A 15,625-nucleotide genomic window follows, 5' to 3' on the forward strand; every position below is an offset into this window, starting at 1 on the left:
GCGTTTGTCATTTAAATGAATTTAAGTGTTTACCTTAAACGCTCCCCAGTCATTAAATTAATGATCTTTGAAGGTTCAGAATTATACCCAGTAGGAGGCAATACATAGTCTAGCTGATTACCAAAGTAGCTTTTTAATTCGCGCTGAGTTGAGGCAGCTTTTTTGCCTTGTAGATTTGCACTTGTTGAAATCAGAGCCGACTCAGTTTCCTCACAAAAAAACTTAATCAAAGGATTGGAAGTAATTCTCACAGCCAAAAGTTCATTTCCACCAGCTAATAATGGGGGCAATTCCTCTGACTTTGGCACTAAAAAAGTCGTTGGACTTTCTGTAGGTAATGATAGCTGCTCTAAGAGATCTTCACTTATTTGAGAATCAATATAGGGCAGTAGGTAACCAATGTCAGAGGCAAGCAGAATGAAACCTTTGCTAATATCTCTTTTCTTTAGTTCGATAATCTTTTGAATTCCAAATGAGTTATTAGCGAGACACCCAAGACCATAGATAGTATCCGTTGGATGGGCTATAACTCCTTTTCTTAGATGATGGAGTGCCAGTCTAATTCTAGTATTGACTATCATTTTTTGGCTCTTGGATGAAACTCATCATAAACTTTCGATAATTCAAGAAAATCTAAGTGGGTATAGACCTGGGTACTTTTAATGCTCTTGTGCCCTAAAAACTCTTGAACAGTCCTCAAGTCATGACTTGACTGCAAGAAATGTGTGGCTGCTGCATGTCTTAGCAAATGTGGATGAACATTGATTGAGACACCTACTTGGAGGGCCCTTTTTTTAACAACATTTTGAACGGTTCTTGTTGAAATTCTTGTGTTTTTTTGATTAATGAATAAGGCATCTGAATTGCAGGTCGGCCTCTGTTTAATATAACGCTTCAAAACATCAATTGTTGTTTGGCCCATTGGAGAAAATCGAGCCTTATTGCCTTTACCAATGACCTTTACAAAACCCTCATTCATATCAATATCTTCAAGATTTATTCCGACAAGCTCTGATACTCTGAGTGCACATGAATATAGCAACTCAATCATCAATACCGATCTTAACTCCTTATATTGAGATGAATTAATTGTCATCATTTTTTTTAAGTCATCAAAGTCGATAGTTTTCGGAAGCTCACGCTCCACTTTTGGTGTTTTAATTAAGAGGGCAGAATTTGTTTCTACTTCACCAATCTCCATAAGAAATGCAAAGAAAACTCTGATTGAGGACAAGTATCTTTTAATTGATTTTCCTGATGTGTTGCTATGCCTTAACTCCATGACAAACATATTAAGAGTATCAGGGTCAACCATTTTGTAATCAGAGACCTCTTTATCAATTAGAAATGATGTAAATTTCAATAAGTCTCTTTTGTAAGATGAAATTGTATTTAATGCATAGTTTTTTTCGATACTCAAGTGCCCAACAAAATCTTCAATTTGTTTCGATAAAATTACGTTTTTGTACTTGTTTTTTTCGTGATTGACCATATCTTTACATTTTACGTTAAACGATAGGGGATTTTGAATGAGTAAAAAACAAACACATGAATTTCAAACTGAAGTCTCTCAGCTTCTTAACTTGATGATTCATTCTCTTTATTCCAATAAAGAGATTTTTCTCAGAGAGCTTGTTTCAAATGCTTCAGATGCAATCGATAAGCTAAAGTTTGAATCATTATCAAATGATAAGCTGCTTGAAGGCAAGCAAGAACCAAGCATTCAAATTGATGTCGATAAGGATGCAGGAACAATTACTATTAAAGACAATGGTATCGGGATGACTCAGGATGAGGTCATGGAAAATATTGGAACTATTGCTAACTCAGGCACACGAAAGTACTTAGAAAGTTTAGATAAAAATCAAACTCAAGACTCTAATCTAATTGGTCAATTTGGTGTCGGTTTTTATTCTGCGTTTATAGTTTCAAACACTGTCACTCTTCTCAGTAGAAAAGCTGGCGATGACAAAGCGAACGGAACCAAATGGACTTCAAAAGGTAAAGGTGAATATTCAATTGAATCTGTTGAACTTGAGGATTACGGTACCACTGTAATACTAGATGTCAAGAAAGCTGAAAGTGAGTTTATAGATGGTTTCCGTCTTCGAGGAATTGTTTCAAAGTACTCTGACCATATTACAGTTCCAATAATGATGATTAAGCCATCAGAGGAAGATGAAACCGAGATTGTTTATGAAACAATAAATAAGGCAACAGCCTTCTGGATGCAAGACAAAAAAGAGCTCACCCAAAGCGACTATGATGAGTTCTATAAATCGCTTACGTATGATTTCGATGGCCCATTAACTCAAATCCATAACAGAGTTGAAGGCAAGCTGGATTACACTTCTCTGCTATTCATACCTAAAAAAGCACCATTTGATATGTGGGAGCCCAAAAGAAAAGGAGGCGTTAAGCTTTATGCCAAGAGAGTTTTTATTATGGAAGGCAATGAGGAATTGCTTCCACAATATCTTCGATTCATTAAGGGCGTAATAGATACCGCAGATCTATCTCTGAATGTTTCAAGGGAGATTCTTCAAGGTAGCAAAGTTGTCGACACAATCAAAAAGGCGTCCGTAAAAAGAATCCTTTCAGAACTTGAAAAGATGTCCAAAAACAAGCCTGAAGATTATGCAACTTTCTGGAATGAATTTGGAATGGTCATTAAAGAAGGTGTTGTAGAGGACTTCGCCAACAAAGAGAAAATCTCAAACCTACTAAGATTTTCATCTACTTCATCTGATTCTTCAGACCAAACAGTCTCTCTTAAAGACTACGTTGGCCGAATGAACAAAGATCAAAAAAATATATATTATGTCACTGCCGACAACTATGATGCAGCAAAAGGATCGCCGCATCTTGAAATTTTCAAACAAAAAGATATCGAAGTTTTGCTCCTCTCAGATAGAGTTGATGAATGGCTAGTTGCTAACTTTGGAGAATTTGAAGAGTTCTCCTTAAAGTCTATCGCCAAGGGAGACTTGGATGATCTTGACTCAAAAGAGGATAAGAAAAAGAAAGAAAAAACGGTTAAAGACTATGAAAAAGTAATCTCTAAGGCACAAGAAATACTTGATAATCAGGTCAAAGAAGTTAAAGTTTCAAGTCGTTTAAGTGAGTCACCTTCTTGTCTAGTTGCTGACGAAAATGAGTTAGGTGGCAATATGGAGAGGATTATGAAGTCACTTGGACAGGACGTCCCTGAGACAAAGCCAATTCTTGAGATTAACCCTACTCATCCGCTTGTTATGAAACTCAAAACAAAGGTCGATGATGATATTGTAAAAGTATTATTTGATCAGGCCGTACTGAGTGAGGGTGGTCAAATTAAGGAGCCCGCAGAGTTCGTTAAAAGAATGAATAAGTTGATGCTGGGTTAAAAGGCAACAACTCATCAAAAAAAAGCCCGTTTTTCGGGCTTTTTTTATTTATGGCTTGTATGGGTTGATCTTGTTGAGAATCCCTCGTAATATGGCAATCTCTTCTTTTTCAGGAATGCTTCTTCCAAAAAGCCTTCTAAGGCGTCTCATAAGTAGGTTTTTAGGTTTTTTAGAATCAAAATAGCTAATATGTTCAAGGACTTGCTCTAGATGTTTGTAAAACCCATTTAGGTCATCAAATCCCGCAATGTCTTTTGAGGAGTTATCAAATTTTCCTTCTGAATTAGCAACAAAATTCTGATAGGCAAATACCTGAATCGCAGAAGCAACATTTAAAGAAAAGTATTCAGGGTTTCCAGGGATGGTCATTAAGATTGAACATAAGTCTAGCTCTTCATTGGTTAAGCCAGAGTTCTCGGTTCCAAAGACTATTGCCACTTCACTATCTTTTGAAACAAGTGTCGATTGAATTTCATTGCACGTTTCAATAACATTTAACTGCCTCCACTTGATGTTACGCTGCCTAGCGCTAGCTCCAATCACTAGGCTAACTCCTACCAAAGCCTCCTCAAGAGTTGAGCAGATTGTGGCGTTTGATAACACATCATCGGCTCCACTTGCCCTTGCAGTTGCCACCGCAGAGGGGAAGTTTGATGGTGATACAAGATAGAGCTCACTAAGCATCATATTTTTCATTGCTCTAGCTGCAGCCCCAATGTTGCCTGGCTCGGTAGTATTCACCATGACAATCCTTACTTTATTAAAATTCGTCAAGGTATAATTCATTTCTTTATTTGTTTGGCTCATTTAAGATGCATCCTACCGTTAATATTGCAGTTAGAGCTGCCAGAGCAGCTGGTGATATTATTTTAAGGTATCACAATCAAGTCGATTTATTAACTATAGAAAATAAATCTGAAAATGACTTCGTATCTGAGGTTGACAAGACTGCCGAAAGTGCGATCATTAAAGAAATCAAGAAGGCTTTTCCTCAGCACTCAGTCCTAGGAGAAGAGAGTGGAAAAATGATTGGCGATAATGACTATCAATGGATCATTGACCCGCTGGATGGCACCACCAATTATCTTCATGGCTTTCCTCAGTATGCTGTATCGATTGCACTTATTGAGAAAAAAATTACTTCTCATGCTGTAATCTATGACCCCTTTAAAGAAGAACTCTTTACTGCATCAAAAGGTGAAGGTGCTTATCTAAACAATGAAAGGATTCGCGTAACCTCAACCAATGGCCTTAAGGACACACTTATTGGAACAGGCTTCCCTTTCAAGCATCCGCAACACCTCGACTGCTATATAGAAACTTTTAGAGCAATACACCCGCACGTTTCTGGAATCAGAAGGGCTGGTGCTGCGGCATTAGACCTTGCTTATCTAGCAGCAGGAAGATTAGATGGCTTCTGGGAAATTGGACTTAACTCATGGGATATGGCAGCAGGGGCTCTTATGGTTAAAGAGGCTGGAGGTTTTATAGGCGATTTTTCTGGAAGAGATAAGTACATGGAAACGGGAAACGTTGTTGCTGGTAACTCCGATGTTTACAAACAAATTCTAAAGAAAATCCATCCACACTTAACCCAAGACCTTCAGAGATAGATTAATCTGAAATGGTCAGCTGCTCTCCATTAATTTTTGGGCTAGAGCTAGACAATAAATAGGCAATTGCCTGACTTTTTTCTTCTGGTAATGGAACTTTTGTCGAATCTTCAGCAGGATAAGCCGCCCTTCTCATCTCAGTTCTCATCTTTCCAGGATTAACTGTATTAACGCTAATAGTAGTTTTTTCAAGCTCCTCAGAAAGCGTTTTCGCAAGGCTCTCAATTCCAAACTTACTAACGCTGTATGCTCCCCAGTATGCCCTAGCCTCTCTGCCAACAGTTGAGGACATAAAAATAACTCTAGCATCATCCGATTTTAAAAGAGCAGGAACAAGAAATTGAGTTAGCATAAAGGGAGCACTAAGATTGATTTGCAATGTGGAATACCACAGCTTTATATCGTAATGCTCAATTGGCATTTGAGTGCCAAGAATGGACGCATTATGGACCAAGCCATCTAGCTTTCCAAATTGATTGAGCAGGTTGTCCTGAAGTTCCTGATAGTTTTCGGGAGTTGCGCCTTCTAAATCCAAAGGATAGAGGATCGGTTCAGTCAGTCCAGCATCCACTACAGCGTCATAGGCATACTCCAGCGATCCAAGGTCTCTACCCAGCATTATGACTGTAGCGCCAGCTCTTGCTAGATCCATTGTAATTGCTAATCCAAAACCCCTATTTGCTCCAGTAACAAGAACAACCTTATCTTTAAACTCCTCTTTCTTAATAGTGTGTGCTCTCTCAATTATCATTCACTGATTTCCTTATTCGACTTGACTCCAAGCGCTTTAAGCCTCTCAGCTCTGCTTATCAAGTTACCTTTTCCAGTAGATAGTTTATTTCGAGCACTTGTAAAACCCTCTTTAGTTTTTTCAAGTTGATTCTCAATCCTATCTAGATCCTCTACAAATAAAGCAAGCTTGTCATACATTCCTGCTGCTTGCCTGGCAATCTCATCCGCATTTTTATTTTGTTTATCGGTTTGCCACATAAAGTTAACAGTTTTCAAACTCATGCTCAGCATTGACGGGGAAACCAGCATTATATTTTTCTTGAGTGCATCATCAAACAAACTATGCTTATGCTGGAGAGCAAGTAATAGCGCTCCTTCGATTGGAATAAAGACAAAAATGAAGTCTAGACTTCTAACTCCCTCAAGATTTTCATACTCCTTAATACTTATATTTTTAATCTGATTCTCGATTGAGGATATGTGCTTCTTAAGGGCTAACTCATTAGTTTGATCGGCTACATAATCTACATAATCTTTTAAAGACACTTTTGAGTCGATAACAACGTCCTTACCTTCAGGCAAATGGAGAATGACATCGGGCTTGAATTTTTCACCCATCTCATTTTTGTACTGCTTTTGAAGATCAAACTCAACACCCTCCTGAAAGCCATAGCTTGAAAGCAGAGAGCTCAGTATTTCCTCACCCCAGTCTCCTTGAATTTTATTATCATAAGTGAGCGCTTCAGTTAAATTCTTTGCTGACTGCTGAGTCTCTATATTCGCTTCATGTAGCGATTTAATCTGCTCTTTGAGAGTTGTTCTCTCCTCAACCTGCTCCTTGGTAATTGTTTCAATTCTCTCCCTAAAGCTTTTGAGCTGAGTCTGAAGAGGTGTCAATAAATCAGAGTTATCTACCTTTAGTTTATCTCGATCGTTTTTTAATATATCTGATGCAATCGTTTTAAATTCATTGTTAACCTGGTTCTTTAGGTGATCAACAAGCTGAATTTTTTCAGCATAATTCTTGTCTTGTTCCTCTAGCTTTGTTTCAAGCTGAATATTTTTTTGAGATAGCTTAAAAAGCCTCTTATTAAGAATATAAAAGCTAATTGCTGCACCAACTAAAAGCGAAATAATGCCTATTAGAATATTCATTCAGCGCTTACATGTTGGAAAATAGACAATTGTTTTGATGCATTCATAAAATAGACTTACCAGTGTTGACTAAAGTTAGTAAAATTTTAATTAAATTATAACGCTTAGACTTCTATAAGCCATGTTACTTTTAAGATCACTATTGTACTTTGTTGGTTCAATTATTAGTTTAGTTTTGATCTCTTTTGTTGGCTTATTTCTAATTTTTACTGGCTACCCCACTCGTCAAAAATTTCTCTCGCAGTGGGCAATTTTTTGTATTTGGTGGCTTAAAGTAACTCTCAATATTACCACCGAGGTCATTGGCAGAGAAAATGTATTACAGGAACCATGCATTATTATTTCAAATCATCAATCTACATGGGAGACGCTTGCCTTTCAAACTATATTCCCAGCACACACTTGGGTATTAAAGCGAGAGTTATTGTGGCTTCCTGTTTTTGGCTGGAGTTTAGCTCTATTGAACCCAATTATAATTAATCGAGGTGATAAATTAAATGCGATTAAAAAGGTTATTAGGCAAGGCGCAGATAGATTAAAGAGAGGAATATCAATTGTTATTTATCCTGAGGGAACAAGACAGCCATACAAACAATTGGGTGCATATCAAAATGGGGGTAGCGCGATAGCAAAAAAGACTGGTTACAGTATTGTGCCTGTTTATCATAACGCGGGTAAACTATGGGCTAAGGGTGCATTTATTAAAAAACCTGGGGCTATAACCTTAGTTATCGGCAAGGCAATCTCTCCTTCTAATTTAAAACCTTCAGAGCTTACTGAGCAAATTAGGCGGTGGACCTTAGAGCAAGAAAGCAAATTTAATTAAATAGTTAAGAATATGTCTGAATTGAACTACAATCTTTTTCACCTAAGAACTGCAGAAAATATTAAGGCTGAACTAATAAAACTTAGAGAATCCCTTCTAAAAGGTGGGCAAAATAATGCAGAAATTCACTCTGATGTTCTATCAATTGAATCTCTGTTAGCAGATAATATTTTAGACTTTAAAGACCTTAATCCAAATAATAATCAGCTAAAAACTCGTAAGTATTGGCATGACTTCTTGACTGAAACTAAATATCTAAGTTTTAATGAATGTCTTTTGATCCTATTAGGGGTGAGTCCAAAACTCTCAAACATTATTGAACCAACGCTTTACAAAACTAAACTTAATGAAATAAAGAAACTTCAGGACAAACAACTAAGCTTAATTTTCTTTCAAAGAGTTGAAAACCATCTTTTAAGGGAAAGATTTAGGAGTGATAAAATCAATACAGATGACTTTATTAAATGGGCACTTGACTACAAATATCTTAGAGAAATTAAGAACGAGAGCCCTTAATCTCCTATTATTTTAGAGTCAAAGATTTGACAAAAGAGTTCAGAGGTTTTTTGAGTGTCGTATAGCGCTGAATGAGCCTCATTATTGTCCCACTCAATTCCAATTTTAGAAATCGCTTTAGCAAGCACTGTCTCACCACAATACAATGCTGAAAGGCTGACAGTGTCAATTGTTGAGAACTGATGAAATGGACTTTTTAGGCCTGCCCTTTTAGTTGCCGCCTTGACAAACCCAAGATCAAAAAAGGCATTGTGACCCACCAAAATAGATCTTGAACACTCCTCAGATTTTAGCGCTTTATTAATCTCTTCAAATATCTCAGTTAAAGCTCTTTCTTCACTTACGGCTAGTCTGAAAGGGTTGTCTATATCGATACCATTAAACTTGATTGCTGATGGCTCAATATTAGCCCCCTCAAAAGGTTTGACGTGATAGTGGAGCATTGTCTTTGGATAAAAAGAACCACTTTCATCCATACTGATTATGATGGCGCAAATTTCTAACAATGCATCAGTCTTTTCATTAAATCCGGATGTTTCAACATCAATGACAACCGGGAGATATCCGCGTATTCTGTCTTTAAGTCGCATTAATAAGCCTTATTTAAAAACACTATCTTAACAATAGCTCAAAGCTTTCTTGAATAAATGATTGAGCTTCTTTCATAATCATAGCTCTTTTGTCTTAACTCGGGAAGAGAAGATAATTTCGTCTCCTTAAAATCAAACCTAAAAAAGAACCTACCACCATACTTCGATAATGCAAAAATTGAGATTAGCTCCATATTGGTAGCTTTGTCTATTAATAATTGCATTAATTTTGAAGAAGTATCAGTATTATGAAAACTCTTATTTACAACCAAAGCATAAATTTCGCCTACCTTTTCTTGTTCGTAGACCTTTAAACCAGCACAAGCAATGACTTGATTTTCATTTTCAATAACAACAAAGTCATCTATACATTCGCTGATAGTCTCAGCGCTTCTTGGGAGGAGCCTGCCTTCCTCTATGAATGGCTCCATTAGTTTGATAATTTGGTTGGCCTTACTCAACTTATAGCCTTAATTGACATTAGAAGCGGGTTATTTTAGTCTAAAATTTATATTTTTTTGCTAATTTAAAAGTCATGTCGAACTCTAGAAAATATTCATCAGTTGTAATTGATGGTTACGAGCGCGCCGCATCTCGGGCAATGCTCTACCCAGTAGGCTTCAAAAAAGAAGATTTTAAAAAGCCTCAGGTTGGGATTGCTTCAACTTGGTCTATGGTAACCCCATGTAACATGCATATTAATGATTTGGCGAGTGAAGCTGAAAAGGGAGTCAATAGTGCTGGTGGTAAAGGCGTTATTTTTAACACTATTACCATATCTGATGGTATTTCAATGGGATCTGAAGGAATGAAATACTCCCTAGTCTCGAGAGAGGTTATAGCAGACTCAATAGAAACTGTAACGTCGTGCCAAGGTTTTGATGGTGTAGTTGCTATTGGTGGTTGCGACAAAAATATGCCAGGTTGCGTGATGGGTCTTGCAAGACTTAATCGCCCTTCAGTTTTCGTATATGGAGGCACTATTCAGCCAGGTGCAAACCATACTGATATTGTTAGCGTTTTCGAAGCGGTTGGAAAGCGAGCGAATAATGATATCAACGACATAGAGTTGGAGCAGATTGAGTCTCAAGCAATTCCTGAACCAGGGTCTTGTGGTGGAATGTATACGGCAAATACTATGGCTTCAGCAATCGAGGCATTGGGTATGAGCCTTCCAAATTCATCCGCGCAGGATGCAATTTCTGATGACAAAAATAATGACTGTTCAAGAGCTGGAGAGGCAGTTCTAAACCTTCTCGAAAAAGACATTAAGCCTAGTGATATCATGACTAAGGAGGCGTTTGAAAATGCGATCACTTTGATTATCACCTTGGGCGGCTCGACTAATGCCGTACTTCATTTGATTGCTATGGCAGATGCCATTAATGTTGACCTTTCTATTGATGACTTTACAAGGATCGGTGCCAATGTTCCTGTTTTGGCTGACCTTAAACCTTCAGGCAAATATATGATGAGTGAGCTGGTTCAAATTGGAGGTACACTACCTTTAATGAAAATGCTTTTAGATGCTGGCATGCTTCATGGAAAATGCTTGACGGTGACTGGCAAAACACTCGCTGAAAACTTAAAGGGTGTCAAGCCATATGAGTCTAATCAAGAAATAATTATGCCTCTAGATAATCCTATCAAAAAGGATTCACACTTAAGAATTTTAAGAGGTAATCTTGCTACCGATGGAGCTGTTGCTAAAATTACAGGAAAGGAAGGGTTAACCTTTAGAGGTAGTGCCAAAACCTTTGCCTGTGAGGAGGATGCTCTTCAGGCAATCTTAAAGGATCAGATCGTTGAGGGTGATGTCATCGTGATTCGCTATGAAGGACCCAAAGGTGGGCCTGGAATGAGAGAAATGTTGGCGCCAACTTCCGCAGTTATGGGCAAAGGACTAGGGGGCAAAGTTGCACTCATAACCGATGGAAGATTCTCGGGCGGAACCCATGGCTTTGTAGTGGGACACATTACACCCGAAGCCTATACTGGTGGAGCTTTAGCAATTATTGAGGATGGCGATGAAATTCTTATTGATGCTGAAAGTAATCGACTCGAGCTGATAGTGGACGAATCAATCATTAGCGATAGACTTTCTAACTGGAAGCAGCCAGAGCCAAGATACACTAAAGGTGTTTTAGCCAAGTATGGAAAACTAGCTCAGTCAGCTTCACGTGGTGCAATTACAGAGTAGTTTATTTAGAAACTGGGACAAACTCAATTTTTCTATCATCAAGGTTGACTGACGCCACTTTGACTTTGATCAAGTCTCCAAGTCGGTAGATTCTTCCTCCTCTTTGACCCTTGAGTTGATGGTGAACATCATCATAGATAAAGTAGTCCTCTTTAAGGTCACGAACACTAATTAAGCCTTCAACGAATATTTCTGTCAGCTCTACAAATAGTCCAAAGCCAGCAACTCCTGAAATAACACCATTAAAGCATTCACCTACCTTGTCTCTCATGTACTCGCATTTAAGCCATTGTTCAACGTCTCTAGAGGCGTCATCAGCTCTTCTTTCTGTCATAGACAGGTGAGCGCCGAGTTCAACCATTTTATTAGAACGTTCTCGATGTTTATTAGAGAGCGCCCTCTTGATTGCTCTGTGTACCAGCAAATCAGGATAGCGACGAATGGGAGAGGTAAAGTGAGCATAGTCTTCGAAGGCTAATCCAAAATGGCCCTCATTATTTGGTGTATAGGTAGCCTGCTTCATTGTCCTTAGAACTACTGTCTTTATAATATTTTCATCCTCTCTTCCAGATGCGTTTTTAAGTAATTTAGCAAAATCACTTGATTCTGGCTCAAGGCCGCCATCCAGTCTGAGATCTATAGCAGTAAGGAATTGCCTAGTTATCTCAACCTTCTCAGGCGTTGGCTTTGGATGAACCCTGTAGAGAAAATCTTCATTTTCTTTTTGGAGGTATTTTGCCGCAGCTTGATTCGCCATGAGCATGCACTCTTCAATTAAGCGGTGTGCATCATTTCTTTTTCGAGCAACAATGTTTTCAATTTTTCCTTGATCATCAAAGAGAATTTGGCTTTCTATTCTATCAAAATCCATAACACCTCTCTTTTGTCTTGAGATTCTGAGTGTTTGGTAAAGCCCATACAAAAAATCAATGTTATTTTCAATTTTTTTGTATTTTTTTCTGAGCTTACTTTTTTTATTCTCTAGCATCTCATTAACCTCTGTGTAGGTTAATCGAGCATGAGAAAGCATCACTGCTGAATAAAACTTATACTCAAGAAGAGAGCCTAATGAGTCAATCTCCATTTCACAGACCATGCAGAGCCTTTCTAATTCAGGATTAAGTGAGCAGAGACCATTAGAAATAGATTCTGGAAGCATTGGAACTACTCGATGCGGGAAGTATACTGAATTACCTCTCTCCAGTGATTCAGCATCTAACTGAGAGCCCTCTTTGACGTAATGTGAAACGTCTGCAATTGCAACCATTAACTTCCAACCATTTTTCGATGGAATCGCGTACACCGCATCATCGAAGTCTCGTGAATCTTCACCGTCTATCGTTACTAGCTCAAGGTGAGTTATATCAACTCTTCCTTTTTTATCTTTTGTTAGAACCTTGTTAGGAAGTTTTGCAGACTCTTCAAGGGCCTTATCTCCAAAAATGGCGGGGATTTCATGGCGATGAATTGCTGAATCCACTTCGACCCCCTCATCTAGATAGTTGCCAATAATTGAGGTGATTCTGCCTGATGCATTTTTTTCAAGGGTTGGAGAGTTCAGCACCTCAACTACAACGACTTGATTGTCTGCACAGCCCTCTATCAGCTCTACAATATCAATCTCGTGCTTAATTCTTCTATCATCAACTACCACATAACACTCGTCTTGATTAATATTAAGACGGCCCACTAAAGTTTTAACTGTTTGAGTAACTTGAACAATTTCAGCATCAAGCTTTCGATTCAAAAGACGAACCTTAACCTTATCGCCATGAAAGACCAACTTCATTTGTTGACTTGAAAGCCTTAGATCTTTTCCGCCTTTATCAAGAGAGACAAATCCAAAACCTTTGGGGTTGGCAATTACAGTTCCAGATATCAGACCCCTATTGGAGAAAGGGCGATATACACCGTTTTTGTTACAGCTAAGCTGTTTGTCGCGAACCATTGCTCTCAGGCGTCTCTCAAAGGCTTTTTTTTGTTCATCCTCTATCGAAAGGAGCTCGAAGAGTTGCCGCTTACTTTTGGGTCTTTTTTGAATAAAACTTAAAATATGTTCTCGAGACGGAATCGGGCTCTCATATTTTTCCGCTTCACGAAGATAGTGAGGGTCTGACATAATGTGCTAAGTATAAAGCAAGCTTAGTCTTTTTTATAACTATTCAAATGGATTTTTCAATATCAATGTCTCATCTCTATCAGGACCTGTTGAGAGAATGTCCACAGGAATCTGGCTTAACTCCTCAATCTTTCTGATATAGTCCTGAGCTTCTTTGGGTAAATCGTCAAATGAGTGAGTTCCTATAGTAGAGGTTTTCCAGCCGGGCATTTCAATATAAATAGGCTTAGCAGCGCTGTAACCTTCTGCTGAAAATGGAGGAATCGAGGTTCTTTGACCCTCAATCTCATAGGCTATACAAATCTTTATTGAGTCCAAGTCATCCATGACGTCCAGCTTAGTTAAACAAATACCACTCACTGCATTAAGCCTGAATGAACGATTCAATATAACTAAATCAAGCCATCCACATCTTCTTTGACGACCAGTTGTCGCTCCAAACTCGCGCCCTTTAGAACAGAGCTCCCTTCCAACTGGATCACCCTCATCAGTATTCACGTCATAATCAAGTTCAGTAGGAAAAGGCCCACCCCCGACTCTTGTCGTATAGGCTTTTACAATACCAAGAACATAATCAATATCTCTGACCCCTATTCCTGAGCCGGTTACCGCTCCACCAGAAGTAGTATTGGATGAAGTTACAAAAGGGTATGTACCTTGATCAATATCTAAAAGAGCGCCTTGTGCCCCTTCAAATAAAATATTTTCAGAGTTATCCATTTGCTTGTGAAGTTCATTAGCAACATCCATGATCATTGGCTTAATGATTTTTGCTTGGTTCAAAGCCTCTAACAATACATTGTCAAAATCTACTGGTGTTTGATTGTAGTATTGCTCTAGACTGAAATTATGATAATCAACAACGTCCTTTAATTTTTTCGTAAAGAGCTCTTCATCCAGTAAATCTCCAACACGCAACCCTCTTCTAGCCACTTTGTCCTCATACGCTGGACCAATACCATTTCCAGTCGTTCCAATTGCTGCTTTGCCTCTGTGCGCCTCACGAGCATTATCAAGCTCTATGTGGTAAGGAAGAATCAAAGGACAACCTGGGCTAATCTTGAGTCTAGAGCTCACTTCGACTCCAGAGTCTTCTAGCTCATTCATCTCTTTTAAAAGGGCAGTCATTGATAAAACCACGCCGTGCCCAATGAAGCAATTAACTTTTTTTCTTAAGATGCCAGAGGGTATGAGGTGTAGCACTGTTTTCTTGCCATCGATAACCAAAGTATGTCCAGCATTATGTCCTCCCTGAAAACGAACTACAGAGCTGACTTTGTCAGTAATCAAATCAACTATCTTTCCTTTCCCCTCATCGCCCCATTGAGTACCAATGATTACTACATTTTTTCCCATTTTATTCCTTTAGCTTCCATTTCCCATTATCGTTAACAAAATCAATACTATCCGACCCTTTCAAATCAGTTCTAATGATGTGACCTTGAGCTCTCAATTGATTAACTAACTTTATATAGTCAGGATTGTCAATGTTTGGTGCATTTAGCACTCTCTTATTTTTTAGACCAATGGTTTGTTGATGTATCAAAAATTTAAGATCAAATGAAAATCCTGTAGCTTCTCTTAGAGATCCAAATGATTGACTTAAAGCATCATATCTACCACCCTGAGCGATAGCTTTTGAAAATTTATCCGTATATGCTGCGAATACAATACCATCATGATATTCATAGGCCTTAACTTCACCTAAATCAAATATTAATTCAGTGTCATAACCCTTGAAAAAGTCATTCAGTTTTCTTAAATCATTGATTGCTTCTATGACCAAGGGCATACCCTCAAAAACCTCTAACGCATCATCAAGCACCCTTTCATCTCCATCAAGAGAAATCAAAGATTTAAACTTATCGGATTCTTTAATTTGGTTTTGACATAGAAAATTATCTAAATCAGGTATTGATTTCCTTCTGAAAATATCTCTTAGAACCGACCTATCGTTTACTTGAAGATTAGCTGAATCACATAAAGTATTAAAAATTGCTGTGTTACCAAGACTTAGAGTTGGAGTTGATATGCCTAGGATATTTAAGGATGAAAGCATCAACACAATGACCTCTATATCCGCATCTATTCCCTTAAAACCATAAAGCTCAACACCAGCCTGTATAGGCGACCTTGAAGCATAAAAATCATCTGCCTTAGTTTGAAGTATTGCGTTGATATAACAGTATCTATTGATATCCCCAGAGTTAGTTCTTTTAGAGTCAATTCTAGCAATTTGGGGGGTTATATCAGAGTGAACTCCCAGCATCCGAGCGGAAACTGAGTCAAGAAACTTAAAGGTTTTGTCATCAATTGATTTGGAATTTAGAACAAGATTATCTGCATACTCAATCATTGGGGGTACTACAATTTCATACCCCCAACTTTGGTATAGATCAAGTAGGCCTCTTCTCGCGCACTCAAACGCATTGGCTTGGTCACCAGTGAGCTCATCTATGCCCTCGGGTAACTGCCAATTACTCATAAC

Annotated in this window: 15 protein-coding genes; 5 read left to right on the top strand and 10 right to left on the bottom strand. The window is 38.2% G+C overall.

Annotated features, from left to right (window positions below; translation table 11 throughout):
* Window positions 1-29: 29 nt before the first annotated feature.
* The gene (locus tag ACMAZA_RS05345) at window positions 30-581 is read right to left on the bottom strand and encodes an L-threonylcarbamoyladenylate synthase (RefSeq protein WP_435187655.1); all 552 of its coding nucleotides are present in this window, start codon (window positions 579-581) and stop codon (window positions 30-32) included.
* Window positions 578-1,492, bottom strand: a complete 915-nt coding sequence (xerA, locus tag ACMAZA_RS05350) for a site-specific tyrosine recombinase/integron integrase (protein WP_435187657.1) — start codon at window positions 1,490-1,492, stop codon at window positions 578-580. The genes ACMAZA_RS05345 and xerA overlap by 4 nt, the downstream gene beginning before the upstream one ends.
* Window positions 1,493-1,529: 37 nt before the next feature.
* Here xerA and htpG point away from each other — a divergent pair, with 37 nt between their 5' ends.
* Window positions 1,530-3,386, top strand: a complete 1,857-nt coding sequence (gene htpG / locus ACMAZA_RS05355; RefSeq protein WP_435187659.1) for a molecular chaperone HtpG — start codon at window positions 1,530-1,532, stop codon at window positions 3,384-3,386.
* A gap of 48 nt (window positions 3,387-3,434) precedes the next feature.
* Here the strand turns inward: htpG and ACMAZA_RS05360 are convergent, their stop codons facing one another.
* On the bottom strand, window positions 3,435-4,193 hold the full coding sequence (locus ACMAZA_RS05360) for an RNA methyltransferase (RefSeq protein ID WP_435187661.1): 759 nt from the start codon (window positions 4,191-4,193) through the stop codon (window positions 3,435-3,437).
* Between the two features lie 5 nt (window positions 4,194-4,198).
* Here ACMAZA_RS05360 and ACMAZA_RS05365 point away from each other — a divergent pair, with 5 nt between their 5' ends.
* On the top strand, window positions 4,199-4,999 hold the full coding sequence (locus tag ACMAZA_RS05365; RefSeq protein ID WP_435187662.1) for an inositol monophosphatase family protein: 801 nt from the start codon (window positions 4,199-4,201) through the stop codon (window positions 4,997-4,999).
* A gap of 1 nt (window position 5,000) precedes the next feature.
* Here ACMAZA_RS05365 and ACMAZA_RS05370 read toward each other — a convergent pair whose 3' ends face one another.
* Window positions 5,001-5,750, bottom strand: coding sequence for a YciK family oxidoreductase (locus tag ACMAZA_RS05370; RefSeq protein WP_435187664.1), 750 nt, complete (start codon window positions 5,748-5,750; stop codon window positions 5,001-5,003).
* A complete protein-coding gene (locus ACMAZA_RS05375) occupies window positions 5,747-6,886 on the bottom strand; it encodes a DNA recombination protein RmuC (protein ID WP_435187665.1) in 1,140 nt (379 codons plus the stop codon). The genes ACMAZA_RS05370 and ACMAZA_RS05375 overlap by 4 nt, the downstream gene beginning before the upstream one ends.
* A gap of 121 nt (window positions 6,887-7,007) precedes the next feature.
* Here ACMAZA_RS05375 and ACMAZA_RS05380 point away from each other — a divergent pair, with 121 nt between their 5' ends.
* Window positions 7,008-7,712, top strand: coding sequence for a lysophospholipid acyltransferase family protein (locus ACMAZA_RS05380; RefSeq protein WP_435187667.1), 705 nt, complete (start codon window positions 7,008-7,010; stop codon window positions 7,710-7,712).
* 12 nt (window positions 7,713-7,724) lie between these two features.
* Entirely contained in the window at window positions 7,725-8,228 is a 504-nt protein-coding gene (locus ACMAZA_RS05385) for a hypothetical protein (protein WP_435187669.1), read from the top strand.
* Here the strand turns inward: ACMAZA_RS05385 and rnt are convergent.
* Complete coding sequence (gene rnt / locus ACMAZA_RS05390) at window positions 8,225-8,818, bottom strand: ribonuclease T (protein WP_435187670.1); 594 nt, start codon at window positions 8,816-8,818, stop codon at window positions 8,225-8,227. The two genes, ACMAZA_RS05385 and rnt, sit on opposite strands and share 4 nt — an antisense overlap.
* Before the next feature lie 38 nt (window positions 8,819-8,856).
* A complete protein-coding gene (locus tag ACMAZA_RS05395; protein WP_435187672.1) occupies window positions 8,857-9,279 on the bottom strand; it encodes a GNAT family N-acetyltransferase in 423 nt (140 codons plus the stop codon).
* 74 nt (window positions 9,280-9,353) lie between these two features.
* Here ACMAZA_RS05395 and ilvD point away from each other — a divergent pair, with 74 nt between their 5' ends.
* Entirely contained in the window at window positions 9,354-11,018 is a 1,665-nt protein-coding gene (gene ilvD, locus ACMAZA_RS05400) for a dihydroxy-acid dehydratase (RefSeq protein ID WP_435187674.1), read from the top strand.
* 1 nt (window position 11,019) lies between these two features.
* Here ilvD and rnr read toward each other — a convergent pair whose 3' ends face one another.
* The 3 genes from rnr to ACMAZA_RS05415 are packed head-to-tail and all read right to left on the bottom strand — an operon-like array spanning window position 11,020 to window position 15,622.
* Window positions 11,020-13,137: a ribonuclease R gene (gene rnr, locus ACMAZA_RS05405; protein ID WP_435187676.1), complete on the bottom strand. Its 2,118-nt coding sequence runs from the start codon at window positions 13,135-13,137 to the stop codon at window positions 11,020-11,022.
* Between the two features lie 39 nt (window positions 13,138-13,176).
* Window positions 13,177-14,493 (bottom strand): adenylosuccinate synthase, encoded by a 1,317-nt coding sequence (locus ACMAZA_RS05410; RefSeq protein WP_435187678.1) that lies wholly within the window; start codon window positions 14,491-14,493, stop codon window positions 13,177-13,179.
* Window position 14,494: 1 nt separating this feature from the next.
* Entirely contained in the window at window positions 14,495-15,622 is a 1,128-nt protein-coding gene (locus ACMAZA_RS05415) for an ATP phosphoribosyltransferase regulatory subunit (RefSeq protein ID WP_435187680.1), read from the bottom strand.
* Between the last annotated feature and the right edge of the window lie 3 nt (window positions 15,623-15,625).

Source organism: Pseudothioglobus sp. nBUS_23 (genome assembly GCF_051201565.1).
In the GTDB taxonomy this organism is placed as follows: Bacteria; Pseudomonadota; Gammaproteobacteria; order PS1; family Pseudothioglobaceae; genus Pseudothioglobus.

Coding starts and splice junctions, on each gene's coding strand:
- ACMAZA_RS05375 (WP_435187665.1), bottom strand. CDS start 6,886: ATGAATATTCTAATAGGCATTATTTCGCTTTTAGTTGGTGCAGCAATT.
- ACMAZA_RS05370 (WP_435187664.1), bottom strand. CDS start 5,750: ATGATAATTGAGAGAGCACACACTATTAAGAAAGAGGAGTTTAAAGAT.
- ACMAZA_RS05345 (WP_435187655.1), bottom strand. CDS start 581: ATGATAGTCAATACTAGAATTAGACTGGCACTCCATCATCTAAGAAAA.
- ACMAZA_RS05415 (WP_435187680.1), bottom strand. CDS start 15,622: ATGAGTAATTGGCAGTTACCCGAGGGCATAGATGAGCTCACTGGTGAC.
- ACMAZA_RS05385 (WP_435187669.1), top strand. CDS start 7,725: ATGTCTGAATTGAACTACAATCTTTTTCACCTAAGAACTGCAGAAAAT.
- rnt (WP_435187670.1), bottom strand. CDS start 8,818: ATGCGACTTAAAGACAGAATACGCGGATATCTCCCGGTTGTCATTGAT.
- rnr (WP_435187676.1), bottom strand. CDS start 13,137: ATGTCAGACCCTCACTATCTTCGTGAAGCGGAAAAATATGAGAGCCCG.
- ACMAZA_RS05410 (WP_435187678.1), bottom strand. CDS start 14,493: ATGGGAAAAAATGTAGTAATCATTGGTACTCAATGGGGCGATGAGGGG.
- ACMAZA_RS05360 (WP_435187661.1), bottom strand. CDS start 4,193: ATGAGCCAAACAAATAAAGAAATGAATTATACCTTGACGAATTTTAAT.
- htpG (WP_435187659.1), top strand. CDS start 1,530: ATGAGTAAAAAACAAACACATGAATTTCAAACTGAAGTCTCTCAGCTT.
- ACMAZA_RS05365 (WP_435187662.1), top strand. CDS start 4,199: ATGCATCCTACCGTTAATATTGCAGTTAGAGCTGCCAGAGCAGCTGGT.
- xerA (WP_435187657.1), bottom strand. CDS start 1,492: ATGGTCAATCACGAAAAAAACAAGTACAAAAACGTAATTTTATCGAAA.
- ilvD (WP_435187674.1), top strand. CDS start 9,354: ATGTCGAACTCTAGAAAATATTCATCAGTTGTAATTGATGGTTACGAG.
- ACMAZA_RS05380 (WP_435187667.1), top strand. CDS start 7,008: ATGTTACTTTTAAGATCACTATTGTACTTTGTTGGTTCAATTATTAGT.